This is a genomic window from Microbacterium sp. SYP-A9085 (genome assembly GCF_009649635.1).
Lineage (GTDB): Bacteria > Actinomycetota > Actinomycetes > Actinomycetales > Microbacteriaceae > Microbacterium.
In genome coordinates, this window is the sequence record NZ_WJII01000001.1 from 764,383 (window position 1) to 788,380 (window position 23,998).

The 23,998-nt window shown below is 69.8% G+C and carries 20 protein-coding genes; 13 read left to right on the forward strand and 7 right to left on the reverse strand.

The window, feature by feature from the left end:
• Window positions 1–47: 47 nt before the first annotated feature.
• Both purB and GH740_RS03645 read right to left on the reverse strand, forming a co-directional pair.
• Complete coding sequence (gene purB, locus GH740_RS03640) at window positions 48–1,421, reverse strand: adenylosuccinate lyase (protein ID WP_153744661.1); 1,374 nt, start codon at window positions 1,419–1,421, stop codon at window positions 48–50.
• 31 nt (window positions 1,422–1,452) lie between these two features.
• On the reverse strand, window positions 1,453–1,956 hold the full coding sequence (locus GH740_RS03645; RefSeq protein WP_153744662.1) for a low molecular weight protein-tyrosine-phosphatase: 504 nt from the start codon (window positions 1,954–1,956) through the stop codon (window positions 1,453–1,455).
• A 115-nt stretch (window positions 1,957–2,071) separates the two neighbouring features.
• On the opposite strand from GH740_RS03645, the gene GH740_RS03650 reads away from it, so the two are divergent.
• Window positions 2,072–2,323: a hypothetical protein gene (locus GH740_RS03650; protein ID WP_153744663.1), complete on the forward strand. Its 252-nt coding sequence runs from the start codon at window positions 2,072–2,074 to the stop codon at window positions 2,321–2,323.
• Entirely contained in the window at window positions 2,320–3,696 is a 1,377-nt protein-coding gene (locus GH740_RS03655) for a hypothetical protein (protein ID WP_153744664.1), read from the forward strand. Before GH740_RS03650 ends, GH740_RS03655 begins: the two co-directional genes overlap by 4 nt.
• A gap of 609 nt (window positions 3,697–4,305) precedes the next feature.
• Here the strand turns inward: GH740_RS03655 and GH740_RS03660 are convergent.
• From GH740_RS03660 to GH740_RS03670, 3 genes are all read right to left on the reverse strand, one after another.
• A complete protein-coding gene (locus GH740_RS03660) occupies window positions 4,306–5,682 on the reverse strand; it encodes an FAD-binding oxidoreductase (protein WP_153744665.1) in 1,377 nt (458 codons plus the stop codon).
• 121 nt (window positions 5,683–5,803) lie between these two features.
• Complete coding sequence (locus GH740_RS03665) at window positions 5,804–6,295, reverse strand: bifunctional nuclease family protein (protein WP_153744666.1); 492 nt, start codon at window positions 6,293–6,295, stop codon at window positions 5,804–5,806.
• 124 nt (window positions 6,296–6,419) lie between these two features.
• Complete coding sequence (locus GH740_RS03670; protein WP_367640538.1) at window positions 6,420–7,694, reverse strand: M18 family aminopeptidase; 1,275 nt, start codon at window positions 7,692–7,694, stop codon at window positions 6,420–6,422.
• Window positions 7,695–7,777: 83 nt separating this feature from the next.
• Here GH740_RS03670 and GH740_RS03675 point away from each other — a divergent pair, with 83 nt between their 5' ends.
• Window positions 7,778–8,461: an SDR family NAD(P)-dependent oxidoreductase gene (locus GH740_RS03675; protein ID WP_153744667.1), complete on the forward strand. Its 684-nt coding sequence runs from the start codon at window positions 7,778–7,780 to the stop codon at window positions 8,459–8,461.
• A gap of 27 nt (window positions 8,462–8,488) precedes the next feature.
• On the opposite strand, the gene GH740_RS03680 is transcribed toward GH740_RS03675, so the two are convergent.
• Window positions 8,489–8,839 carry a DUF2695 domain-containing protein gene (locus GH740_RS03680; RefSeq protein ID WP_172978272.1) on the reverse strand — a complete coding sequence of 117 codons (351 nt, stop codon included), beginning with the start codon at window positions 8,837–8,839 and terminating at the stop codon, window positions 8,489–8,491.
• Window positions 8,840–9,034: 195 nt separating this feature from the next.
• Here GH740_RS03680 and GH740_RS03685 point away from each other — a divergent pair, with 195 nt between their 5' ends.
• The 10 genes from GH740_RS03685 to GH740_RS03730 all read left to right on the forward strand — a co-directional run bounded on the left by GH740_RS03685 (window position 9,035) and on the right by GH740_RS03730 (window position 22,477).
• Window positions 9,035–10,063, forward strand: a complete 1,029-nt coding sequence (locus GH740_RS03685; RefSeq protein ID WP_153744669.1) for a LacI family DNA-binding transcriptional regulator — start codon at window positions 9,035–9,037, stop codon at window positions 10,061–10,063.
• Between the two features lie 142 nt (window positions 10,064–10,205).
• Window positions 10,206–11,348, forward strand: a complete 1,143-nt coding sequence (gene chvE / locus GH740_RS03690) for a multiple monosaccharide ABC transporter substrate-binding protein (protein ID WP_153744670.1) — start codon at window positions 10,206–10,208, stop codon at window positions 11,346–11,348.
• A 66-nt stretch (window positions 11,349–11,414) separates the two neighbouring features.
• Window positions 11,415–12,959 carry a multiple monosaccharide ABC transporter ATP-binding protein gene (gene mmsA, locus GH740_RS03695; protein WP_153744671.1) on the forward strand — a complete coding sequence of 515 codons (1,545 nt, stop codon included), beginning with the start codon at window positions 11,415–11,417 and terminating at the stop codon, window positions 12,957–12,959.
• A gap of 59 nt (window positions 12,960–13,018) precedes the next feature.
• The gene (gene mmsB / locus GH740_RS03700) at window positions 13,019–14,173 is read left to right on the forward strand and encodes a multiple monosaccharide ABC transporter permease (protein ID WP_253941245.1); all 1,155 of its coding nucleotides are present in this window, start codon (window positions 13,019–13,021) and stop codon (window positions 14,171–14,173) included.
• A 698-nt stretch (window positions 14,174–14,871) separates the two neighbouring features.
• A complete protein-coding gene (locus GH740_RS03705) occupies window positions 14,872–16,950 on the forward strand; it encodes an ExeM/NucH family extracellular endonuclease (protein ID WP_153744673.1) in 2,079 nt (692 codons plus the stop codon).
• Between the two features lie 181 nt (window positions 16,951–17,131).
• Window positions 17,132–18,253, forward strand: a complete 1,122-nt coding sequence (locus tag GH740_RS03710) for an extracellular solute-binding protein (protein ID WP_172978273.1) — start codon at window positions 17,132–17,134, stop codon at window positions 18,251–18,253.
• A 70-nt stretch (window positions 18,254–18,323) separates the two neighbouring features.
• Window positions 18,324–19,259 carry an ABC transporter permease gene (locus GH740_RS03715; RefSeq protein ID WP_172978274.1) on the forward strand — a complete coding sequence of 312 codons (936 nt, stop codon included), beginning with the start codon at window positions 18,324–18,326 and terminating at the stop codon, window positions 19,257–19,259.
• Entirely contained in the window at window positions 19,256–20,077 is an 822-nt protein-coding gene (locus GH740_RS03720) for an ABC transporter permease (RefSeq protein ID WP_172978275.1), read from the forward strand. The genes GH740_RS03715 and GH740_RS03720 overlap by 4 nt, the downstream gene beginning before the upstream one ends.
• Before the next feature lie 46 nt (window positions 20,078–20,123).
• On the forward strand, window positions 20,124–21,191 hold the full coding sequence (locus GH740_RS03725) for an ABC transporter ATP-binding protein (RefSeq protein ID WP_153744676.1): 1,068 nt from the start codon (window positions 20,124–20,126) through the stop codon (window positions 21,189–21,191).
• A 56-nt stretch (window positions 21,192–21,247) separates the two neighbouring features.
• Complete coding sequence (locus tag GH740_RS03730) at window positions 21,248–22,477, forward strand: flavin monoamine oxidase family protein (RefSeq protein ID WP_367640543.1); 1,230 nt, start codon at window positions 21,248–21,250, stop codon at window positions 22,475–22,477.
• Here GH740_RS03730 and GH740_RS03735 read toward each other — a convergent pair.
• Window positions 22,435–23,880 carry a PucR family transcriptional regulator gene (locus GH740_RS03735; protein WP_153744678.1) on the reverse strand — a complete coding sequence of 482 codons (1,446 nt, stop codon included), beginning with the start codon at window positions 23,878–23,880 and terminating at the stop codon, window positions 22,435–22,437. The two genes, GH740_RS03730 and GH740_RS03735, sit on opposite strands and share 43 nt — an antisense overlap.
• Between the last annotated feature and the right edge of the window lie 118 nt (window positions 23,881–23,998).

The following is a 23,998-nucleotide window of genomic DNA, read 5'->3' on the forward strand; positions in this document are numbered from 1 at the left end:
CGGGCACTGACCCGAGGAGCCGAGCGCAGCGCCCGAGCGCGCTGATCCTACGGAACGAGCCGCTCCGCGAGCCCCGTGTACGTGGCCGGCGTCAGCGCGAGCAGACGCCGCTTCGCGGCATCCGAGACATCCAGACCCTGCACGAACGCGGCGAGCTCGGCCACGCCGACCCGGTGCCCGCGGGTGAGGTCCTTCAGCAGGGCGTACGGGTCCGAGATGGACGAGTTGCCCGCGGCGATCTCGGCGCGCACCACCGTCTGGATGGCCTCGGCGAGCACCTCCCAGTTCGCGTCGAGGTCGGCCAGCAGCACGTCGCGCGACAGCGAGATGGCGTCCAGCCCTCGTAGCAGGTTGTCCAGTGCCAGCAGCGAGTGGCCGAACGCGACACCGATGTTGCGCTGCGTGGTCGAGTCCGTGAGGTCGCGCTGCAGGCGGGACGTCACGAGCGTCGCGGCAAGCGTGGCGAACAGGCCCCCCGAGATCTCCAGGTTCGCCTCCGCGTTCTCGAACCGGATCGGGTTGATCTTGTGCGGCATCGTCGATGACCCGGTCGCCCCCGCCACCGGAATCTGCGCGAAGTAGCCGAGCGAGATATAGGTCCAGACATCCGTCGCGAGGTTGTGCAGGATGCCGCCGGCGTGCCGCACGCGGTCGTACAGCTCGACCTGCCAGTCGTGGGATTCGATCTGCGTGGTCAGCGGGTTGAACCCGATGCCGAGCCCCTCGATGAACCGGCGCGACAGCGCCGGCCAGTCGACGTCGGGGGCGGCGGCGAGGTGGGCCGACCAGGTGCCGGTGGCGCCGGAGAACTTCGCCAGGAACTCCGCACCGTCCAGTTGGCCGGCGATCCGGCGCAGCCGGTGCGCGAACACGGCGAGTTCCTTGCCCATCGTCGTGGGCGTGGCCGGCTGGCCATGCGTGCGCGAGAGCATCGCGGCATCCGCATGCTCGCGGGCCAGCGCGTCGAGCCGCTCGATCACGGTGCGCAGCTTCGGCAGCCACACGCGGGTCACCGCACGCTGCACGGTCAGCGCATACGACGCCGAGTTGACGTCCTCGCTCGTGCACGCGAAGTGCGTGAGCTCGGCCAGGCGATCCAGGCCCAGCGTCGCGAGCCGGTCGCGCACGAGGTACTCCACGGCCTTCACGTCGTGCTGGGTGACCGCCTCTTTCGCGGCGAGCCAGTCGATCTCGGCCTGACCGAAGTCGCGGTACAGCGCGCGCAGCCGATCGGCGTCGTCGTCGGACAGCGGTTGGGTGCCGAACAGTCCCTGGTCGGTGAGCGCGATCAGCCACTCCACCTCGACCTCGACGCGGGCGCGGTTCAGTCCCGCCTCGGACAGATACTCGGACAGGCCGGCGACGGCATCCCGGTACCGTCCGTCGAGAGGGCTGATCGGCTGCGGGGCAAGAGTGGACAACAGGGCTCCCGTTTCGGCGGAGGGCCGCCGGTCAGACGGCGCGGATCGCGGGTTCGAGCTGCCGGAAGAGCGCCCGGCACGCGCTCTGTATCATACCGAGCACCTCGTCGAACATCGCCGGCTCCGCATAGTACGGGTCCGGGACGTCCCGCGCGCCGTTCGAGCTGGGGTCGAACGAGAGCAGCAGCGCTATCTTCGCCTCGTCGTCCTCGCCGCGCGCCCACTCGTGCAGCACGCGCTCGTGACCGGTGTCCAGCGCGACGACGAGGTCGTTCTCGTCGAAGTCGTGGTAGCCGAACTGGCGGGAGCGGTGCATCGTGGCGTCGAACCCGTGCCGCTCCAGTGCTTCGAGGGTGCGACGGTCGGCGCGCTCGCCGACGTGCCAGTCGCCGGTGCCGGCGCTCGTGGACACGACCCGGTCGCCCAGGCCCACCGATTCCGCGAACCAGCGGAACACCGCGGCCGCCATCGGCGAGCGGCAGATGTTGCCGGTGCAGACGAACACGACGCGGAAGGGCGGCGGCGCATCGGTCATGGCTCTATTCTGGGGTGTTCATCGGCTCCTGCACAGGGATGACGCGCGTTGATCCCCTCCACCGATCTGCGTCCGGACCGGCATCGGATGCTGCCGGGTCGGCATCGTGGAGGGCATGACCACCGTCGATGTGCTGGATGCCGTGCTCGGCGCGCTCGCCGACATCCAGCGCCGCGTGCGTGCGGCCGAGGCCGAGGTGGCGGCCGCCGAGGCGGACACGCGGTGGCAGGCGGCGGCCGTTTCCGGATACCGCCGGGCGGCGGCGGCGACCGAACAGCGCCTCGCACAGCTGGCGGCGCAGGTCGCTGCCACGGAAGACGACGTGCGCGCGATGCGCGCGCAGGCGGCGCTGATCGGCGCGGGATGAGCGACGACATCGACATCCGGGAGGGCGGTGTCGTGGCGGTGGACACCGGGTCGCTGCGCGCCGCGGCCGACCGGTACGCGGTGCTCGGCGCGCGGGTGCGGGAAGTGGCGGAGGACCTCGGCGCGCAGGCGCGGGCGGTGTCGGCGCTGGGTCCGGCGGCCGCGTATGGCGGGTCGGTGCCGTATCGGCTGCAGAACGCCGCGTTCGCCGCGGAATCCCACGCCGACGACCTCGCCGGGATCGCCCGCGACCTGCGAGAGCTGGCCGACACGTACGAGATCGTCGAACTGCGGGCGCGGCGGGCGATGGCGGTGGGCGTCGACGCCCGGGCCGCGGCGGCGCAGGCGGCAGATCTCGCCGCGCAGCGGCATCCCGATGCCGCGCGCCGGGCGGATCTGGCCATCCGCGGCCGCGACATGGAGATCGGGGCCGGGCTCGTCTCGGCGGCGAACGGCGGCGTCGGTCTCGCCGGCGGCGTCGCGGGGATCGCGTATCCGCAGCTGGCCGGCGCCATCGATGCGGCGCTGCTGTCGCTGCCGGTCGCGGCGCAGAGCCTGCAGGCGCTGATCCGGCGCCTGGGCACCGGCACCATCCCGCCGGGTCGGCGGCTGTCCGGCGACGCGGCGGTCGTGGAGGTCCGGCAGGAGGGTGGGGTGACGGTGACCGCGTCGCCGCGTGATCTCGCCGGCGCGCTGAGCCGCATCCCGGACGCGACGCGGGTGCGCGTGGAGACGTACACGATGCCGGATGGCACGGCGAAGTACGCGGTCTACCTTGCCGGCACCCGCGATTTCCCGCCGGAGGCGGGGGATGACCCGTGGGATCTGTCGTCGGACACGCGAATGTACCTGGGGGAGGACGCCGCCGCCTACGCCGCCGTCGTGCAGGCGCTCGATGACGTCGGGGTGCCGCTGGGGGCGGAGCTGTACCTGTTCGGCCATTCGCAGGGCGGACTCATCGCCGACTGGCTCGCAGTGCAAGGCGGGTACCACACGCGGTTGCTGGTGACGGCCGGGTCGCCGACCGAGGCGGATGTCGGTCCGGGCACGCTGAGCGTACAGCTGCGCCACACCGACGATCTCGTGCAGTCGCTTGCGGCGGGTGGGTCGGACGAGCGGGTCGGCGCGGCCGGGAGCCTCGTCGTCGAGCGCGCCGGCGACCCGGCTCCCGGCATCCAGGACCTCTCGTTCGCGCCGCATCGCCTCGCCGCGTACGTCGCGACCGCGAAGATGCTGGATGCCGCGCCCGACCCGCGGACGGGCCCGATGCGCAGCGCGCTCGCCGAGCTGCGCGGCGCCACCTCGGTCACCGCGGTCGAGTACGACGCGCGCCGCGTCCCGCGGCAGGCCGCGAAGGGCGGCGGCGGGCTGTGAGGCGGTGTGCTGTCTTGGGGTGAGGCGGTGTGCTGTCTTGTGTGTGTCGCAGAAGGTGCGGGTTGCGGAGGTCGGATGCCCCATCTTGTGCGACTCGTTGCGCGGCCGGTCGCACAAGATGCGGGTCCTCGGCTTCGGAAGTCGCGCTTTGTGCGACACGATCGGTGGCCGGTCGTTCCCGGCAGTGGATGTCGGGCTGGGCAGTGGATGTCGGGCTGGGCAGAGGATGTCGCAGAACATGCGGGTGCGAGCCCCGGCATCCCGCACTTTGTGTGACACGGGCGACCGGTCGCAGAAACTGCGACTTCCTGACCCGGGATGCCGCATCTTCTGCGACACCGAGTGCGGCGGGTCGCAGAAGGTGGGGTTCGAGCGTGGGATGCCTCACCCGGCAGGACCGGAATGGGTGTCGCAGAAGATGCGACTGTTGGCGACGGCATCCCGCACCTTGTGCGACACGATTCCAGGCCGGTCGCAGAACACGCGGGTGCAGGCCCCTGCATCCCGCACCTTGTGCGACACGATTCCAGGCCGGTCGCAGAAGGTATGGCCTCCGGGCACCGGATGCCGCATCTTGTGTGACCTAGACGCAGCCGCCGGCCGCACCCCTCAGCCCACGCGATGCGCGGCGGCGAAGGTGTCGTCCGGATCGAGCAGGCGCTTGAGCTCCGCCAGTCGCGCGGCCGATGCACCGAATCCCGGTGCGCTGTCGCGCTCGCGGTCCACGAACGTGAGCGCTATCCCAGAGCCGTGCCACTCCGCCATCGCGGCGACCACGGCGCGGACGGCGGCATCCATTCCGGGCAGGGCCTCGGGAACCGGAACCATCGAGATCGCCGTCAGCAGGTACTCACCGTCCACCGAGCTGACGGCACCCGGACCGTCCGACGCGCGCGCGAAGCCCTCGCCCATGTGGCGGATCTCGCTGATCATCGGCCGGGCCTCGAACGCCGCCGCCACAAATGCGTCGACGGCCGCGGCATCCAGGCTCCGCAGCATCGCGTGGTCTGACACGGCGGGCGACGGCTCGGGCGGATCCATGTGGACCTCGACCACCCGCGACGTGGGCATCCGCGCGAACGTGTCAATCTCGGGCTCGAGCTCCCGCAGCGGCGCGAGCAGCGTCTCGGCGCCGGCGTCCGTCTCGAGGATCGCGCCGTCCACGACGACGACGGAGCGGCCCGACACGAACGGCGGCAGCTCCGGCAGCGGCGGGAAATGCATCACCCGCAGCGACGTCGTCGCCGACGCGGGCGCGCGGCGCGTCCACTCCGCCCACGCGCGCCCGACCTCGGCGGAGCGTGCGCCGTCCCACAGCATCATCCCCGCGAACACGTCTGCATACGGCAGCAGGTCGATTTCGAGCGACACCACGACGCCGAACGCGCCGGATCCACCGCGCAACGCCCAGAACAGCTCGGGATTCTCGGCGGCGCTCGCGGTGACCAGCTCGCCGGCGGCCGTGACGAGCCGCACCGACCGGACGCTGTTCACGGCCAGTCCGTGCCGGCGGCCGTATAACGAGACGCCGCCGCTGAGCGTGTACCCGACGACGCCGACGTCGCCGGCGCTGCCGTGCAGCGCGGTCAGACCATGCAGGGCGGTGGCGTCCACGACGTCGTGCCACACGCTGCCGCCGCGCACCCGCGCGGTGCGCGCGACCGGGTCGACCACCGCGCCGCGCATCGCGCGCAACGACACGATGACCGTGCGGGACAGGTCGGTGCCGGCCAGGGCGCCGGCCCCGTGGCCGGTGGACTGCGGCGCTATCCGCAGGCCGGATGCCGCGGCCGCCCGCACGACCGCGACGACGTCGTCGTCGGTCTCGGGAAGCGCGACGGCGAACGGCCGCTGGTCGACAGCGGTGTTCCACGGTGTGCGCGCGGTGTCGTATCCGCCGTCGCCGGCAAGGACGATGCGCTCACCGAGCGTGCTGCGGAGGTTTTCAGCGGCGACGTCGTCGTCGACCGGGGAGAAAAGGGTCATTGGTCGTCCTTTTCGTGAGAGTGCGTGAAAGTGCGGCGCCTGCCGCCGGTGCGAACCGAGCACCCGGTGCGCAGAGTCGCTCCGTTCCCGGTGCGGTACATCGTCCGCGAGTCCCCAGGGCTCACTCGCGGAAATCGTCGGGGTCGACGTCCTCGATGAATTTGGAGAACTCCTCGACATCGGCTTCCGCCTCTGCCTCGCCGATCACATCCTCCACCCCCGCCTCGGCGAGCACGTCGTCGGCCACGAAGATCGGGGACCCGGTCCGTGATGCGATGGCCACCGCATCCGAGGGGCGCGCGTCGATGCGATGGATGCCACTGGCGGCATGCATCGTGATTTCGGCATAGAACGTGCCGTCGTCGATGCGCGTGATCTCGACCCTCTCGACGGTGGCGCCGACCGTGTCTAGCACCGTGCGCAGCAGATCGTGGGTCAGCGGTCGGGGCGTGGAGGCGCCCTCGATTGCGACCATGATGGCGGTGGCCTCCATCGGGCCGATCCAGATGGGCAGCAGCTTGCCCTGCTCGGGAGTGGGGTCCACCGGCTGGAGCAGGATCACGTGCTGACCCGACGTGTCGAGGGCCACCCCCGCGACTCGTACCTCGACCATGATTCCTCCCGACATCCCGTCCCGCCATGCTACGCACGGGTGGCGTCCGAGGGGAGTGCCAGCGCCTGAAACCGCTGTACCCGCGGCGGCAGGACGGGCGGGTGCCCAGCGCGGGGGTGGCGCGTCAGGCGGTGAAGAACGCCTCGGCGACCCGGGTGAGGTCGGCCAGGTCGCTCACGCCCGCGAGCTCGCGCGCCGAGTGCATCGACAGGATCGGGATGCCGACATCCACGGTGCGGATCCCCAGCCGCGTCGCGGTGATCGGCCCGATCGTCGACCCGCACGGCACCGTGTTGTTGGACACGAACTCCTGGCTCACGACGCCCGCGGCCTCGCACCAGCCGTGCCACGCGGCGGCGCCCGCGCCGTCGGTCGCGTAGCGCTGGTTGGCGTTGATCTTCAGGATCGGCCCGGATCCCAGCAGCGGCTGCACCACCGGGTCGTGCTTGTCGGTGTAATTCGGATGGACGGAGTGGCCGACGTCGCTGGAGACGCACCAGGATGCCGCCAGGGCACGGAACTGCTGCTCACGGTCGGCGCCCAGCCCGAGCCAGATCCGCTCGAGCACCTCGGCGAGGAACGGTCCCGCGGCGCCGGAGCGTGTCGCCGACCCGACCTCCTCGTGGTCGAACACGGCGAGCATCGCGATGCGCTCGCCGGGGTCGGCGATGCGCGTGAGCGCCGTCACGCCGGCGTGCACCGACGCGAGGTCGTCGAGGCGGCCGCTCGCGAAGAACGCGTCGTCCTTGCCGAACACGCGCCCGCGCTGGGTGTCGGCGGTGACGACGTCGTAGCCGCGGATGCGGGCGGCATCCACACCCGCCGCGGCGGCCAGTTCGCCGAGGATGTCGGCGGATGCGACCTGCCCGAGGCCCCACACCGGCTGCGTGTGCCCCTGCTTGTTCAGCGTCAGGCCGTCGTTCGCCGACCGGTCCAGGTGGATCGCGAGCTGGGGCAGCCGCAGCAGCGGCCCGGTGGATGCCAGGACTTGCGTGCCGTCGTCGAGCACGAGTCGTCCGGCGAGCGTCAGCTCGCGATCCAGCCACGAGTTCAGCAGTGGGCCGCCATAGATCTCGACGCCCGCCTGCAGCCACCCGCCGCCGCCGGTGGTCGGCTGCGGCTTCAGTTTGAACGCCGGCGAGTCGCTGTGCGCGCCGAAGACGTGGATGCCGGTGCCCGGCGTGGCCGCGGCGGGGACGATCCAGGCGATGACCGCGCCGTCTCGGACGACGAGGAACCGTCCCCCGGGCTGTGCGGGCCAGCCGGCGGTCTCGTCCAGGCGGGTGAAGCCCGACTCCTCGAGCCGCCGGGCCACCTCCGCGGCCGCATGGAAGCTGGACGGCGACGCCGCCACGAAGTCGGCGAGATCGTCGGCATGGGCGAGGGCGGGTGCGGGCACGGCGGCGACCTTCCGGTGGTGGGCGGTGCTTCGATCGTACGCATCCCGGCTCCGGGCGCCGGCGAACGGGCTATCGTCGGGCCATGGATCTCGAACTGAGCGAACGCGTCGTCCTCGTCGTCGGCGGGAACGGACTGATCGGATCGGCCGTGGTCGCGCGGCTGCGCGGCGAAGGCGCGACGGTGATCGCGGCATCCCGTCACACGACGGACGGCCTCGTGCTGGACGCGCGCGACGACGCTTCCGTGCGCGACGGCGTGGCCCGCGTGCTCGCCGACCACGGGCGCCTGGATGCCGTCGTCGTCACGGCGGCGCCGGCGGCGCAGACACTGGATCCCGCACGGAACTCGGACCCCGCCCAGGTGCTGGAGGCGTTCGAGGGGAAGGCGCTCGCGTTCCTGCGCGTCGCGAACGCGGTCCTGCCCCCGATGGTGGATGCCGGCTACGGCAGGATCGTCGGAGTCAGCGGCCAGAACGCGTTCATGACCGGGAACATCACCGGCTCCGTCCGCAATGCCGCGCTCGTCATCGCGGCGAAGAACCTCGCTGATCAGGTCGCCGGCTCCGGCGTCACCGTCAACACCGTCAACCCCGGCACCGTCTCCACCGAGCCGCGTCGTGAGGTCCCGGCCGGTGCCGGCGGCCAGTGCTCGCCGACCGAGGTCGCCGATCTCATCGCGTTCCTCGTCTCGCCCCGCAGCTCCGGGGTCTCGGGGGAGGCGATCGCTGTCGGCCATCGCCTGCGTGGGGCGAGCCGACTGCAGTAACGGGATGACGCCCGGTGTCGGGCGCCGTCACCACATCCTCCGCCGACGCCGGAACCAGAGGTCGCACGGCTGGGTGGACCCGAGCCGGACGCCCTCGCAGGAACGCACGTGGTCACTCGTGGCCCAGTACACGTTGAAGAGCACCTCGCAATCGCAGTGCCCGCCCGCGCGGCTCAGGCGCTGCAGCAGGGCCGTCGCTGCGGGCGCCGTGCTGTCCCGGTAGTGGCGGGTGAGGGCGTGGGTGCCGTCGCAGCTGACCTCGTGCAGAACACGGTCGAGGTAGCACGGCAGACACTCGCGGTCGCGGGGAGCGGTGATCGCGGCGGCGAGGTCCTGCACGACTCCTTCCGCCTCGGCGATGATCCTGTCGCGTGACACGGCGTCCTCCTCGAGTCCTCGGACCGGTGCCGAGCGCACCGGCCCTATTCCGGGACGATAGGCCGCGGGAAGGGCGCGGCGAGCGCCCGGCCGCAGATCCGTGGACAACTCGCTCTGCACCCCGGGCTGGGGAGGCGCCCCTGCCCCGACCCCGCAGGTCCCGGCCCCCGCACCCGCGTCGAGGATAATCGGGGCATGCCCTCAGCCCGCGATGCGAATCCCCTCCCGAGCATCCGGGATGTCGCGCGCCTGGCCGGGGTGTCGCACATGACCGTCTCACGCGTCCTGAACGACTCGCCGAACGTGAGCGAGCAGGCGCGCGCCCGCGTCGAGAACGCCATCGACGAACTGCGCTTCCGGCCGAGCTCCACCGCGCGCGCCCTCGCCCACGGCCGCACCCGCACGCTCGGCGTGCTGGACGCCACCGGTGGCCTGCTGTACGGGCCGTCACGCACGATCAGCGCGATCGAGCTGGCCGGCCGCGATCTCGGCTACTCCGTCATGATCGCCGCCGTGGACGCCGCCGACCTCGCCTCGGTGCAGAGCGCGCTCGAACACCTGCTGGACCAGGACGCCGCCGGCGTCATCGTGATCGGCCCGAGCGCCCACACGCACGACGCCGTCGCGGAGGCCGCCCCGCGCGTTCCCGTGATGACGATGCACGGCACCCACGAGGGCGACGGTTTCGTCGGCCAGACGCTGGGCGTGCAGGCCGCCGTGGACCACCTGCTGCAGCTCGGCCACACCCGCATCGCGCACATCGCCGGCCCCGCCGAATGGTCCGAGGCCGAATCCCGGCGCCGCGGCTTCATTGCGTCGCTGCAGACCGCGGGCCTGGAGCCGGCGGCGATAGTGCCCAGCGACTGGAGTGCGGATGCCGGATACCGCGCCGGGCAGCAGCTGCTGCGGGATGCCGACGCCACGGCCGTGGTCTGCGCCAACGATCAGATCGCCCTGGGGCTGCTGCACGCGGCGGCCGAGGCCGGCATCCCGGTTCCGGGGCGGCTGAGCATCGTGGGATTCGACGACACCCCGGAGAGCCGCCATTTCAGCCCGCCGCTGACCACGCTGCGCCAGGACTTCACCGAGATCGGCCGCCGTGCCGTGGCATCCATCGTCGAGGCCCTCGCCGGCGGCCGCTCCGCCGCCGAGCACGTCGCCGAGCCGCTCGTCCCCGAGCTCATCGTGCGCGCCTCGACTGCGAAATCGGCTCCCGGGGCTTGATCCGACCGTGGTCGACGTGGTTTGCTGTCGGAGCACATTGTTACCGGTAACGAATCCCTCCGAATTGTTACCGGTAACATGACGCAGAGCACCATACATTCCCGCCCGCCGCGTGCGCGGGCTGCAAGGAGGCTGAACAGAGATGTTCCACACGAAGAAGATCGCCGCCCTCGCGATGGGCGCTGCACTGGTGGTGACCCTTGCCGCCTGCTCCACCGGCCGCGGCGGCGCCGGCAGTGACGGAGCCGGGGATGCCGCCGGCTCGAAAGCCGGAGCGCTCGTGGGCATCGCAATGCCCACGAAGGTCGACCAGCGCTGGATCCAGGACGGCAACAACGTCGAGAAGTTCCTGCAGAAGGCCGGCTACAAGACCGACCTCGAGTACGCGAACAACGACATCCCGACCCAGGCCAAGCAGATCGAGTCGATGATCACGAAGGGCGCGAAAGTCCTCGTGATCGCCTCGATCGACGGCGGTGCGCTCGGGCAGCAGCTCGACGACGCGAAGGCCGCCGGTGTCAAGGTCATCTCGTACGACCGCCTGCTGACCGGCGATGCCAACGTCGACTACTACGCCACGTTCGACAACTTCAAGGTCGGCGTGCTGCAGGCGAACTCCCTGCTGACCGGCCTCGGCTACCTCGACGACAGCGGCACGAAGACCGGCAAGACCGGACCGTGGCACGTCGAGCTGTTCGCCGGCAGCCCCGACGACAACAACGCGACGTTCTTCTACAACGGCGCCATGAGCGTCCTGAAGCCCCTCATCGACGACGGCACCCTGGTGGTCACCAGTGGCCAGACCGCGTTCAACCAGATAGCGATCCAGGGCTGGGACCCGGCCACGGCGAAGAAGCGCATGGACGACCTGCTCGCGAAGAGCTACTCCACCGGCAGCACGAAGCTCGACGGCATCCTCTCTCCCTACGACGGCCTGTCCGACGGCATCATCGCGGCCCTGGAGAGCGGCGGCTACAAGGTGGGCGCCGCCGACTGGCCCGTGATCACCGGCCAGGACGCCGAGGTCGCCAGCGTCAAGCAGATCATCGCGGGATCGCAGTACTCGACGATCTTCAAGGACACCCGCAAGCTCGCGACCCAGGCCGTCGCGATGACCGAGGCGGTTCTGAAGGGCGACACGCCCGAGGTGAACGACACGAAGAGCTACAACAACGGCAAGAAGGTTGTGCCGACGTTCCTGCTGCCCCCGGTGGTCGTCACGAAGGCGAACTACCAGAAGGAGCTCATCGACAGCGGCTACTACACGCCGTCCGACCTGAAGTAGCGAGCCACGATGCGGGATGCCGCGAGCCGGCCGGCCGCGGCATCCCGCACCGTCCCAGGAGGAGACATGTCCCAGGATGCGATCCTTCAGATGCGCGCCATCACGAAGGAGTTCCCCGGCGTCAAGGCGCTGTCCGAGGTGACCCTCACCGTGCAGCGCGGCGAAGTGCACGCGATCTGCGGCGAGAACGGCGCCGGCAAGTCCACGCTGATGAACGTGCTCTCGGGGGTGTACCCGCACGGCACGTACGACGGCGACATCGTCTACGACGGGCAGGTGTGCCGGTTCGCGAGCATCAACGATTCCGAGAAGGCCGGGATCGTCATCATCCACCAGGAGCTGGCCCTCAGCCCGTACCTGAGCATCGCCGAGAACATCTTCATCGGCAACGAGCAGGCCACCGCCGGGTGGATCGACTGGGGCCGCACCGAGACGCTCGCGCGCACGTACCTGGAACGGGTCGGCCTGCGCGACAACCCCGCCACGAAGGTCAGCGAGCTCGGCGTCGGCAAGCAGCAGCTGGTGGAGATCGCCAAGGCGCTGTCGAAGGACGTGAAGCTGCTGATCCTCGACGAGCCCACTGCGGCGCTGAACGACGACGACTCCGCGCGGCTGCTGGACCTGATCCTCGAGCTGAAGGCGCAGGGCGTCACCAGCATCCTCATCTCGCACAAGCTCAACGAGATAAAGAAGGTCGCCGACACCGTCACGATCGTCCGCGACGGGCACACGATCGAGACGCTGGATGCCCGAAGCGACGACGTCAACGAGGACCGGATCATCAAGGGGATGGTGGGGCGCGACCTCACCCACCGGTTCCCCGAGCACACCCCGACGATCGGCGACGAACTGCTGCGCATCGAGGACTGGACCGTGCACCACCCGTCCGACCGCACCCGCGTCGTGGTCGACCACGCGTCGCTCTCGGTGCGCGCCGGCGAGATCGTCGGCATCGCCGGGCTGATGGGCGCCGGGCGCACCGAGCTGGCGATGAGCGTGTTCGGGCACAGCTGGGGCGTGGACATCTCCGGCACCGTGTACAAGCGCGGCGTGCCGGTGAGCACCCGCTCCGTGCCCGCCGCGATCCGGGCGGGCCTGGCGTATGCCACCGAGGACCGGAAGACGTACGGACTGAACCTCATCGACGACATCGCCCGCAACATCTCCGCCGCGAGCCTCCTGAAGCTCAGCCGCCAGGGCTGGGTGGACCGCAACCGCGAGCACGTGATCGCCGAGGACTACCGGCGCAGCATGAACATCAAGGCCCCCTCCGTGGCCACGCTCACCGGCAAACTGTCCGGCGGCAACCAGCAGAAGGTCGTGCTGTCCAAGTGGATGTTCGCCGACCCCGACGTGCTGATCCTGGACGAACCCACCCGCGGCATCGACGTGGGCGCGAAGTACGAGATCTACACGATCATCGACCGGCTCGCCGATGAGGGCCGCGGCATCATCGTGATCTCGTCGGAGCTGCCCGAGCTGATCGGGCTGTGCGACCGCATCTACACGCTGTCCGAGGGCGTGATCACCGCCGAGGTGCCGCGGGACGCGGCATCCCCCGAACGACTCATGCAGAGCATGACCAAGATCCGAGAAGAGGACCACCTATGAGCACGACGCAGCTGACGCCCCCGCGCACCGGGGGCCTGATCGGCAGCACCGTGTCGTACATGGGCGGGCAGCTGCGCCAGGTGGGCCTGTTCATCGCGCTGATCGTCATCGTGCTGTTCTTCCAGGTCGTCACGAACGGCATCACGCTGAGCCCGCGCAACGTGTCGAACCTGATCGTGCAGAACAGTTACATCCTGATCCTCGCGATCGGGATGGTGATGGTCATCATCGCCGGGCACATCGACCTGTCGGTGGGGTCGGTGGTGGCCGTGATCGGCGCGCTCGCCGGCGTCCTCAACAACAAGATGGGGCTGCCGTGGTGGATGACGGTGCTGCTGTGCCTGCTGGCGGGCGCCGTGATCGGGGCGTGGCAGGGGTTCTGGATCGCGTACTTCCACATCGAGTCGTTCATCGTCACGCTCGGCGGGATGCTGCTGTTCCGCGGGCTCGCGCAGATCCTGCTGCACAACACGCAGATCTCCCCGTTCGACGACGGATTCCGCGCGATCGGGTCCGGGTTCCTGCCGGATCTCGGCGGCGGGACGTCGTACCTCGAGCCGCTGACGATGATCCTCGGCGTCGGCGCGGTGGTCGCCCTGATCGGCATGAATCTGCGCTCGCGGCGCGCCCGCGCGAAGAACGGGCTGACGCTCGAGCCGATCGGCTGGTTCGCGCTGAAGACAGCGTTCATGGCGGTGCTGATCCTCGGCATCGCGTGGCTGCTGGCCAGCTACCGCGGCACACCGGTGGTGCTCGTGATCCTCGGAGTGCTGGTCGTCGCATACTCCGCGGTGATGGCGAACTCCGTGTTCGGCCGGCACGTGTACGCAATCGGCGGCAACAAGAGGGCGGCGAAGCTCAGCGGCGTGAATGTCGACCGGGTGGGCTTCCTGCTGTTCGTGAACATCGGGGTGCTGTCGGCCCTGGCCGGCCTCGTCTTCACGGCGCAGCTGAATCTCGCCGGCCCCAGCGCCGGCAACGGCTTCGAGCTGGATGCCATCGCCGCCGTGTTCATCGGTGGGGCCGCCGTCAGCGGCGGCGTGGGCACTATCGGCGGCGCCATCGTCGGCGGCCTGATCATCGGCGTGCTCAACAACGGCATGACGATCCTCGGCGTGGGCACGGAGTGGCAGGAATTCATCAAGGGCCTCGTGCTGCTGGCCGCCGTCGCGTTCGACGTCATCAACAAGAGGCGCGGCGCCGGGGCGCGGTAGCGGGCTGGTCCGGGCGAGCGCAGCGGCTGCCAGTGCGCGATCGTGTCGCAGAAGAGGCGGGTTCGGAGGCGCTGACGCCGCGTGTTGTGCGACACGGTGGGGTGGATGTCGCACAACACGCGGGTTCGGCGGCGATCAGGCCGCATGTTCTGCGACACGGTCGGCGGCGGCATCCCGAGCCCCTGTGGGCTGGCGCCCCGCACCACCTGAACGTCGTGTCGCACAACCTGCGGGTTCGGGCGGTCTGATGCCGCGTGTTGTGTGACACGGTGGGGTGGATGTCGCACAACACGCGGGTTCGCGGGGGATCAGGCCGCACGTTCTGTGACACCGTCGGGGACGGCATCCCGAGCCACTGTGAGCTGCCGCCCCCACCCCCTGAACTTCGCGTCGCAGAAGATGCGGGTTTGGGCGGCCTGATGCCGCATCTTGTGCGACACGGTGGGGTGGATGTCGCACAAGATGCGGGTTCGCGCGGGATCAGGCCCCATCTTCTGCGACACGGTCGGGGACGGCATCCCGAACCGCCGCCGGCGCCGGGCCGGCATCCCCGGCGAACACTCCGTATCCCGCTGGCAGGCACCCCGAACGCGGGTGCTCCGTGTCGGAGGGGGGTGCCATCGTAGGCAGCCTGATGCTGCGCCGCGATCGGCGGGGCGGCTGGCCCACTCGACAGCACCCATGAGGAGGTGCCCGGGATGAACAGAGTCGCCGCCGCCGTCTGTGCGATCACCGTCGCTGCCATCGCCGTCGTCGCGGCTTCCGCGGTCGCGAATGCCCGGGGCACGGATGTCGTGATCGACCACGTCTACGGGGGCGGCGGCAACCCCGGCTCCACGATCGATGCGTCGGACGCGGCATCCGCGGTCGCGATCGCGCAGATCCAGGGCACCGACACCGACACCTCGCCGTACGTCGGGCGGACCGTGACCACCACCGGCGTCGTCACCGCGGCCTACCCGACCGGCGGGTTCAACGGCTTCTACCTGCAGACCGGCGGCTCGGGCGGCGCACCCGACGCCACGCCCGGGGCATCCGACGGGATCTTCGTGTTCGGCTCGCAGTCCGCGGCGGCCGTCACGATCGGCGAGAGCGTGAGCGTCACCGCCGAGGTGCAGGAGCACCAGGGCACCACCGAGCTCGCCTTTCCCACCGTGACGAAGCTCGACGAGCCCCTGCCGGCCGTGACCGCCGGCGCGCTGGGATGGACCGCGCTGGACACCCCGGCCGAGAAGGAGGCGCACGAGGGCGAGCTGCTCGCCCCGCAGGGCCCGTTCACGGTGACCGACAACGACGACACGAATGTCTACGGATCGCTCGTGCTGGCCGCCGGCACCGCCCCGCTGGTGCAGCCGACCGACGCGGGCACTGCCGGCAGCGATGCGGCGAAGGCCGCGGTGGCCGACAACGCGCGCCGGGCTATCACGCTCGACGACGGCTCGACGTGGAACTACGCCGTGTTCGGCTCGCACACCGGCGACCCGCTGCCGTGGCTGACCGCCGAGAATCACCCGCGGGTGGGCGCTGCCGTCACGTTCACGGCCCCGGTGGTCCTCGAGTACCGGTTCGACGCGTGGAACTTCCAACCCACGCACCAGATCACCGATGCGGGCACGGATGTCGCCACGTTCGCCGACACCCGTGCCGACAACCAGCATCCCGCCGCCGTCGGCGGTGACGTGCGCCTGGCCGCGTTCAACGTGGAGAACTACTTCGCGCTGACCGGCGAGGAGTACGTGGCGCAGGGCCTCGGCACGTGCACCTGGTACGACGACCGCGACGGCGACCACGTCACGGACAACCGGTGCGCCACGGCCGACGGCAGCCCCGGCCCGCGGGGAGCGGCGACGGCGGCGAGCTTCGCGCGGCAGCAGGCGAAGATCGTCACCGGCATCAACCGGCTCGATGCCGGCATCGTGTCGCTGGAGGAGGTCGAGAACTCGGTGAAGTTCGGCCAGAACCGGGATGCCGCGCTCGCCGGACTCGTGCACGCGCTGAACGCCGCGGCCGGGTCGGACGTCTGGGGGTACGTGCCGTCGCCGGACGCCGCCGACCTGCCGCCGATCGCGCAGCAGGACGTCATCCGCACCGCGTTCATCTACCAGCCGGCCGAGGTGATGCCAGTGGGTGTCTCGCACGTGCTCAGCGACAAGTCCGGCCCCGGGCAGTCGTTCTCGATCGCGCGCGAGCCGCTCGCGCAGGCGTTCGCGAAGGTCGGGGCGTCTGCGGAGGACGCGTTCCTGGTGGTGGCCAACCACTTCAAGTCGAAGGGGGCGGATGCCGACGGCATGTTCGACGGCTGCGTCAACGGCGGCGACGCCGAGAACACCGACCCCGCATACGATCAGGGCGCGTTCACCTGCACCCGGGTGCACGAGGCACGGGATGCCGCGGCGTTCGCCGAGGCGACGGCGGCGGCGATCGGCACGGACCGGATCTTCCTGCTCGGCGACGTCAACGCGTACACGCACGAGGATCCGATGCAGGAGCTGTACGCGGCCGGGTACACCGACCTGGGCAGCGTGTTCGGGCCGGCCGAGGCGACGTATTCGTTCGACGGGATGTCGGGGTCGCTCGACCACGTGCTGGCGAACCCGGCCGCCCGCGCGATGGTCACCGGCGCGCACGTGTGGCAGATCAACGCGCAGGAGTCGGTCGCGTACGCGTACAGCCGGTACGACGACAACGCGCGGCAGCTGTTCGACGCGAGCGACCCGTTCGCGGCATCCGACCACAACCCGGTGGTGGTGGGGCTGACGCTGGTGCTCGCTCGTTAGTACAAGAGGCCCAGTAGTCGCCATGGTTTCATACCGTCGCACAGTAGTCGGGCGCGAGACCCGGTCATACTCTCGTCGCGTATCGAACGAGCTGTCAGCGACGACGAGGCGGCCGGAGCCGGTCCCTGAGGGACGGCGTCACCCGGAAGCCGAAGCACGACAGAAGACGAGGGAGTTTTCAATGAAGCGAAGGACCTGGGCGATGGTGACTGTGCTCGCCGTTGGCACGCTGGCCCTGGCAGGGTGCGGCGCCAGCTCGGCGGAACCTGTTCCGGCGGTCTCGAACCCGGTGGCCGGTCAGGTGGCGAACGGGATCCTGAAGGGCCACACCATCACGTACGCCGCCGACGGCGGTACGACGCAGGATGCGCAGATGAAGGCCTTCTTCACGCCGTTCGCGGACGCGTCTGGCGTGAAGATCAACCAGGACTCGCCGCAGACCCTCGCGAAGATCAAGGCGCAGGTCCAGTCCAAGAACTTCCAGTGGGACTTCATCTCGGGCGTGGCGGACACCGTCGCCCGCAACTGCGGGACCTTGTTCGAGAAACTCGACATGTCGAAGATCGACACGTCGAACGTCGCCGACGGCCTGCTCGGCGGCACCGAGTGCGGCGTCCCGTCCATCGCGTACGCGATGATGGCGGTGTACTCCAGCGATGCCTTCGGCGGCAACGGCCCGCAGTCGTGGGCGGACTTCTTCAACGTGCAGAAGTTCCCCGGCACCCGGGCGATGTACAGCGGCGACGGGGTGATCGACAGCGCCACCGTCCAGGCTGCCGCCATCGCGGCCGGATGGGACGGGAAGACGCCGTTCACCGCCGACTGGGCCACCAGGGGCCTCGACCAGATCGAGAAGATCAAGGACAGCATCGCGTTCTACTCGACCGGCGCCCAGGCGCAGCAGATGCTCGAGTCCGGCGAGGCGAAGATCGGAGCCGTCTGGAACGGCCGTGCGCTGGCCGCGGAGAAGAACGGCAAGCAGCTGACCCCGGTCTGGAACGACTGGATCTCGATCGTCGACCGGTTCGCGATCATCAAGGGCACCCCCAATGCCGAGATCGCCTACTACGCGATCAACTACGCGCTGGGCGCGGAGCAGCAGGCGAAGTGGACGGAGCTGTCGGGCTACTCACCGGTCAACAAGAACGCGCAGCCGAAGATCGACGACGTGACGAAGAAGTACATCACGACCACTCCGGAACGGGCCGCGACCTCTGTCCCGGTGGCGTTGGACTTCTGGAAGAACGCCGACGACGTCGCGCCGCTGCAGGACCGCTGGAGCTCGATCGTCGCAGGCGGCTGAGCCGTGTTCTCGGGGAGGCATCGCCTCCCCGAGAACATCTGAGCCCGACGCGAGAGGAAGCCGATCCCCTATGGCGAACGCACCCGACACCACGCAGTTCTCCGCGCTGTCCACCAGAGTGATCCGCACCGGCGACGCCCGGACGAGCCGACGCAACTGGCGGACGGGTTCACGCGGACTGCTCCTGGTCCTGCTGCCCGCGTTCGTCGTGCTGGCGGTCTTCTACTTCTATCCGATGCTGACGGTTCTGGTCGCATCGTTCACCGAGCCGCAGCCCGGACTGCAGAACTTCCAGTGGTTCTTCGGCCAGCAGGTCAACCTGGACGTGCTCGGCCGCACCCTCAACATCAGCTTCTGGGTCACGGTCATCTGCGTGATCCTTGCGTTCCCGTTCTCGTACTTCCTGACCATCGTCACGCCGAGAACGCGCAGCCTCCTGATGCTGATAGTGCTCATCCCGTTCTGGACGAGCACCGTGGTCCGTACGTTCGCATGGGTGATTCTGCTGCAGGACGCCGGTCCCATCGGGGACTTCATGAAGATCTTCGGCATCGCCCCGCTCGGGGTGATCCGGACCCCCACCGCGGTCCTCATCGGGATGGCGCAGGTGCTGCTGCCGTTCGTGGTCCTGCCGATGTACGCGACGATGTCGCGGATCGACACGCGCCTGCTGACCGCGGCGCGCAGCCTCGGGGCGCGGCCGTCGAAGGCGTTCATCTCGGTGTATCTGCCGCTGTCGCTGCCGGGCGTGGCATCCGGTGCCCTGCTGTGCTTCGTGATGGCGCTCGGGTTCTACATCACGCCGGCGATGCTCGGCAGTTCGCGCGATGCGTTCCTGTCCACGCTCATCCAGGGGCAGGTCCAGGGTCTGGCGCAATGGGGCCACGGTTCGGTGATCGGCTTCGTCCTGCTGGTCGTCACGCTGTTCATCCTCGGGGTGGCCGGCTACGTCGGGAAGAAGACCGGCGGTTCGGTCCAGGACATGGTGGGAGGGAGCAAAGCGTGAACAACGAGGTACGGCCGCTCACGAAGGTCCTCCTGTCGATCCTCACCGTCCTGATTGCGATCTGGCTGATCGCACCCATGCTGATCGTGTTCCCGATCTCGTTCTCCGGCGATGCGAGCTTCCAGTTCCCGCCGCGCAGCTGGTCGACGCGCTGGTACGAGTCCTTCTTCACGAACTCGCAGTGGACGGATGCCCTCGGCAACTCCGCGGTCATCGGCATCCTCGTCGCGGTCATCGCGACAGTCCTGGGCACGATCGCCGCGCTCGCCATCAACCGCTCCACGAGCCGCCTCGCGCGCAGCGCGCAGACGCTCATGCTCACCCCGATGATCGTGCCGCCGATCATCGCCGGGGCCGGCATCTACACGTTCTTCCTGAACGCCGATCTCGTGGGCACCATCTTCGGGTTCGTGATGGTGCACGTGACCCTGGCGCTACCGCTCGTGGTGATCGCCGTCAACGCCTCGCTGTCGGGGTACGATCGCACGCTAGAACTCGCCGCCGCCAGTCTCGGCGCGAACCGGCTGAAGACGTTCTTCACCGTGACCGTCCCGCTGATAGCGCCCGGCCTCCTGGCGGGCGCCGTCTTCGCGTTCGTCACCAGCTTCGACGAGGTCATCATCGCGCAGTTCATGGTGAGCCCGTCGCTGACGACGCTGCCGATCATGATGTACACCAGCGTCACGCGCACGACAGACCCGACGATCGCGGCGGCCTCGGCGCTCGTGCTCGGTGCCATCCTCGTCGCGTTCTGCCTCTACCAGTTCGTCGTGGTGCCGCTGACCCGGTCGTCCCGCAACCGAGGGCCGGCGGCATGAGGCGCCGCCCGGACCTGATGTCGTCGAGAGAGGAAACCGCGACCAAATGAGTGATGACACGATCCTCGGCATCGACGGGATGTCGAAGAAGTACGGTGACGCCGTCGCCCTGGACAGCATCGACCTGCAGATCAACCGGGGGGAGTTCCTCACGTTCCTCGGCCCGTCGGGGTCCGGGAAGACGACGACGTTGAACCTCATCGCCGGGTTCATCAGTCCGACTGCGGGCAGTATGACGCTCAATGGCGCTCCGCTGGAGAAGCTGCCCGCGCACGAGCGTAACCTCGGCGTCGTCTTCCAGCACTACGCGCTGTTCCCGCACATGACCGTGCGCGACAACGTCGCCTACCCGCTCAAGCAGCGCAAGGTGCCCAAGGACCAGCGGCTCAAAGCGGTCGATGACGCCCTGCGGATGGTCCGGCTCGAGCAGTATGCCGGCCGGTATCCGCGGCAGCTCTCCGGCGGGCAGCAGCAGCGTGTGGCGCTGGCCCGGGCCGTCGTGTACCGCCCGCCGATCCTGCTGATGGACGAACCCCTGGGTGCGCTGGACAAGAAGCTGCGCGAATGGCTGCAGATGGAGCTGCGGCGCATCCACCGCGAGCTCGGCAGCACCTTCATCTACGTCACGCACGACCAGGAGGAGGCGCTCGTGCTCTCCGACCGGATCGCGGTGTTCAACGAGGGGCGGATCGAGCAGATCGGCACCGCCCGGCAGCTCTACAACGAGCCGCAGTCGCTGTTCGTCGGCAAGTTCATCGGCGAGTCCAGCGTGTTCGAGGGCGTCTACCGGGGCGGCGGCTTCTACGCGGGCGACCGGCAGTACCGCACGAACGGCACGTGCGCCGAGGGGCCCGCGGCGATCCTCGTCCGCCCCGAGAAGCTGGCCGTGTCGCTTCCCTCCGACGATGCCGTCGTGGATGCCGCGACCAACCGGATTGAGGGGCAGATCACCGACATCGTCTTCGTGGGCTCCGCCGTCAAGTACGCGGTGCACACGCCGATCGGCGAGGCCGTCGCCCACGTCCCGGCCGAACGCGCCGTGGACACCCGGATCGGCGACCGGATCGCTGTGTCGTGGCGCGCCGATGACGGTCGGCTGCTCTCGGCGAACTGACGTCCGGCCGCGCCCTGAGGTGCCGGCCGACCTACGACTGTGAAGGGGTGGTGTGCGTGAAGGTCATCGTGATCGGCGCGGGGCTGTCGGGTCTCACGGCGGCGTGGGAGCTGCACAAGGGCGGGCACGCGGTGACGGTGCTCGAGGCCCGCGACCGGGTCGGCGGGCGCACCTGGTCGCAGCGGCTCGACAACGGCCAGGTTGTCGAGCGCGGCGGGGAGTACATCTTCCCGGTCGAGTTCGCGATGCGGCGACTCGCGGCCGAGCTGGAGGTCCCGATCCTCACCCACAACGTGCGGTACGGGCGACGCACGTTGCACGGGCGGACGATCACGTTCGCGGAGCTGAAGGCGACCTCGGAGCGCGTCGCGCAGACCCACGCGGCCATGGTCGCGGACGGCGCGACCGCGGCATCCCTCACCGACGTTTTCGCACAGGCCCTCGGACCGGACTACGCGCAGGACCCGGTCTACCGGCGCACCGTCACGTCCGTGGCGGCCGACCCGACCCGGGTCAGTGCGGCGGCGACGTTCGGACGGCCCACACGATCGGTCGACCGCTACATCGAGGACGGCGGACGCCTCGTGGACGGCAACCAGTCGCTGACCCTGGAGGTCGCACGGCGGCTCGGCGACCGCGTGCGCCTCGAGCATCCGATCACGGGCCTGGACCAGTCCGCGACGGGGGTCCAGGCGGTGCTCGCGGACGGCGGGCGAGTGGATGCCGACATCGCGGTGCTGTCTGTGCCGTTCCCCGTTCTGCGCACGCTGGAGCTCGGGTTCGCACTCACCGCCGAGCAGCAGCGGGCGCTCGACCACCGATTCATGGGAGTGGCCGCGAAGCTCGGCGTGCCGCTGGGGCGCGTCGACGGCGACAACGCCGTGCAGAGCGGCGACCACACCTGGTGGTCGTGGCACTCGCTGTCCGAGGACGGCGAGACCCGGATCCCGGCGCTGTCCTGCTTCGCCGGCGGACCGGACGCACTGGACGCCCTCGGCGTGACCGACGGGGCGGACGGATGGGTGGCCGCGCTGAAGGCGCTGCGGCCGGAGCTCGAGATCGCGGGGGAGCCGCTGCTGTCCACGTGGGCCGACGATCCGTGGACGCAGGGGTCCTACAGCGCGCCGTCGCTGGACTGGGAGCCCGCCGACGCCGACGCGTTCACCCGTCCGTGCGGTCGCGTGGTCATCGCCGGCGAGCACACCGGCCTGGAACAGTCGATGTCTGGCGCGGTCGCGTCGGGCTATCGCGCCGTGGACGCGTTGCGCGAGCTGCTGAACGAGTGAACCGTCTCCCAGGCCTGATACGCGATCCAGAACGCTGAGAGGTTGGACGAGCGGGTGACGCTCATGTCCGTCTCCTCCTCGATCCGGTTCAACCGGTACGCGAGGGTCTGCCGGTGGATGCCGAGTTCGTCCGCGGTCTCCTGCCAGCGACGGTCGTGACGCAGGTAGGCGAACAGCGTCTCACGCAGCTTCTGCGCGGACGGCGTCGCGGCGGCGAGCGGTCCGAGCACCCCGGCGATGATCTCCTCCGACTCCTTGTTCGAGCGGGTCAGCACGGACAGGGTGGTGCCGACGAACTCGTTCCACCGGCGATCGGTCTGCCACGACGCGTTGAGCACCCGCGTCGCCTCATCCGCCGCCGCCGACACGTCGCTGTAGCTGCTGAACGCCGAGGAGACGCCGACCTGGAGGCTGGTGGACTCCGCGAGCTTGCGGACCGCGGGCACCGCTTCGACCGGGATCAGCGCCAGATGGTTCGCCCTCCCCGGGCCGACCAGCACCGGCAGCCGCCACAACGCCATGGCCCGCGAGACGCGCTCGCCGTGCTCCGTCGCGAACGCGGCGACCTGGAATCTCTGGGACGTCGTGTACGGCGCCAGCAGCTCCTTCAGACCCGCCGGCTTCGCGCCACTGAGGAGAGAGGCCAGCATCCGGGCGCCGAGTTCGGCCCGGCGGTCGGCGGCGGTGAGGATCTGATCGACGGTGACTTCGAGGGTCTTGACCAGGTGGACCAGCAGGAGGCTGTCGAGTTCTTCGCCCTTGTACTCGGTGAGGACGAGGGTGGCGTGCTGCGAGCCTCGGAGCGGGTAGCGGTGCGTGACCTGCTCGGCGTCGACGTGGGCCGGGTTGTCGGCGCCCACCACGGTCAGTCCCGTGGCTTCGTCTTCGACGCGGATGCCGATGCCCAGAAGTTTCGTGAGGCTGTTCACGAGCGTGGGGGCGTCGCCGGAGGCATCCGCGGCGAGGTGATACAGCTTGCTCAGCTGCAGCACCTGCAGCAGCTGAGAGGACGTGTTGGCCGCCGCCACATGGCGTGCCACCACCGCGTACGGCGTCCGCATGGCCGCCAGCAGGATCGGGAAACCCCTGCGCGCGGCCTCGTGGAGCATCGCATCCGACAGACGCGGCATCGTGTCGTGGTTGCTGATCATGATGCCGGCAAGGCCCGCGTCATCCAGGCGACGCAGGAACGCGACCTGCTCATCGTGGTCGGCGGGCACGCACAGTCCGACCGTCATCAGCAGCTCATGCGGGCCGAGCCACTGCTCCGGGTCGGCGAGCTCGCAACTGTGCGCCCACAGCACGTCGCGATCCAGCCCCGCGGACCCGGCGAGCACGCTCACATCGAGGCTCTTCGTGGAGACGATGTCGGCGATCTTCAGGACCTGGCGGGGGGCGCTCATTCTTCAAACCGTAGTACGAGTGCGGGGGACCAACCAGACGATCATCGCATTCGGCCGCCGCTCCCTTCCGACAACACTGGAACCGGGGAAAACGGATGCCCACCGGCCGGCACGAGGC

Excerpts from the sequence above, each read along its gene's own strand:
- GH740_RS03645 (WP_153744662.1), bottom strand. The coding sequence starts at position 1,956 with ATGACCGATGCGCCGCCGCCCTTCCGCGTCGTGTTCGTCTGCACCGGC.
- GH740_RS03650 (WP_153744663.1), top strand. The coding sequence starts at position 2,072 with ATGACCACCGTCGATGTGCTGGATGCCGTGCTCGGCGCGCTCGCCGAC.
- GH740_RS03655 (WP_153744664.1), top strand. The coding sequence starts at position 2,320 with ATGAGCGACGACATCGACATCCGGGAGGGCGGTGTCGTGGCGGTGGAC.
- GH740_RS03660 (WP_153744665.1), bottom strand. The coding sequence starts at position 5,682 with ATGACCCTTTTCTCCCCGGTCGACGACGACGTCGCCGCTGAAAACCTC.
- GH740_RS03665 (WP_153744666.1), bottom strand. The coding sequence starts at position 6,295 with ATGGTCGAGGTACGAGTCGCGGGGGTGGCCCTCGACACGTCGGGTCAG.
- GH740_RS03675 (WP_153744667.1), top strand. The coding sequence starts at position 7,778 with ATGGATCTCGAACTGAGCGAACGCGTCGTCCTCGTCGTCGGCGGGAAC.
- GH740_RS03685 (WP_153744669.1), top strand. The coding sequence starts at position 9,035 with ATGCCCTCAGCCCGCGATGCGAATCCCCTCCCGAGCATCCGGGATGTC.
- chvE (WP_153744670.1), top strand. The coding sequence starts at position 10,206 with ATGTTCCACACGAAGAAGATCGCCGCCCTCGCGATGGGCGCTGCACTG.
- mmsA (WP_153744671.1), top strand. The coding sequence starts at position 11,415 with ATGTCCCAGGATGCGATCCTTCAGATGCGCGCCATCACGAAGGAGTTC.
- mmsB (WP_253941245.1), top strand. The coding sequence starts at position 13,019 with ATGGGCGGGCAGCTGCGCCAGGTGGGCCTGTTCATCGCGCTGATCGTC.
- GH740_RS03705 (WP_153744673.1), top strand. The coding sequence starts at position 14,872 with ATGAACAGAGTCGCCGCCGCCGTCTGTGCGATCACCGTCGCTGCCATC.
- GH740_RS03710 (WP_172978273.1), top strand. The coding sequence starts at position 17,132 with ATGAAGCGAAGGACCTGGGCGATGGTGACTGTGCTCGCCGTTGGCACG.
- GH740_RS03715 (WP_172978274.1), top strand. The coding sequence starts at position 18,324 with ATGGCGAACGCACCCGACACCACGCAGTTCTCCGCGCTGTCCACCAGA.
- GH740_RS03725 (WP_153744676.1), top strand. The coding sequence starts at position 20,124 with ATGAGTGATGACACGATCCTCGGCATCGACGGGATGTCGAAGAAGTAC.
- GH740_RS03735 (WP_153744678.1), bottom strand. The coding sequence starts at position 23,880 with ATGAGCGCCCCCCGCCAGGTCCTGAAGATCGCCGACATCGTCTCCACG.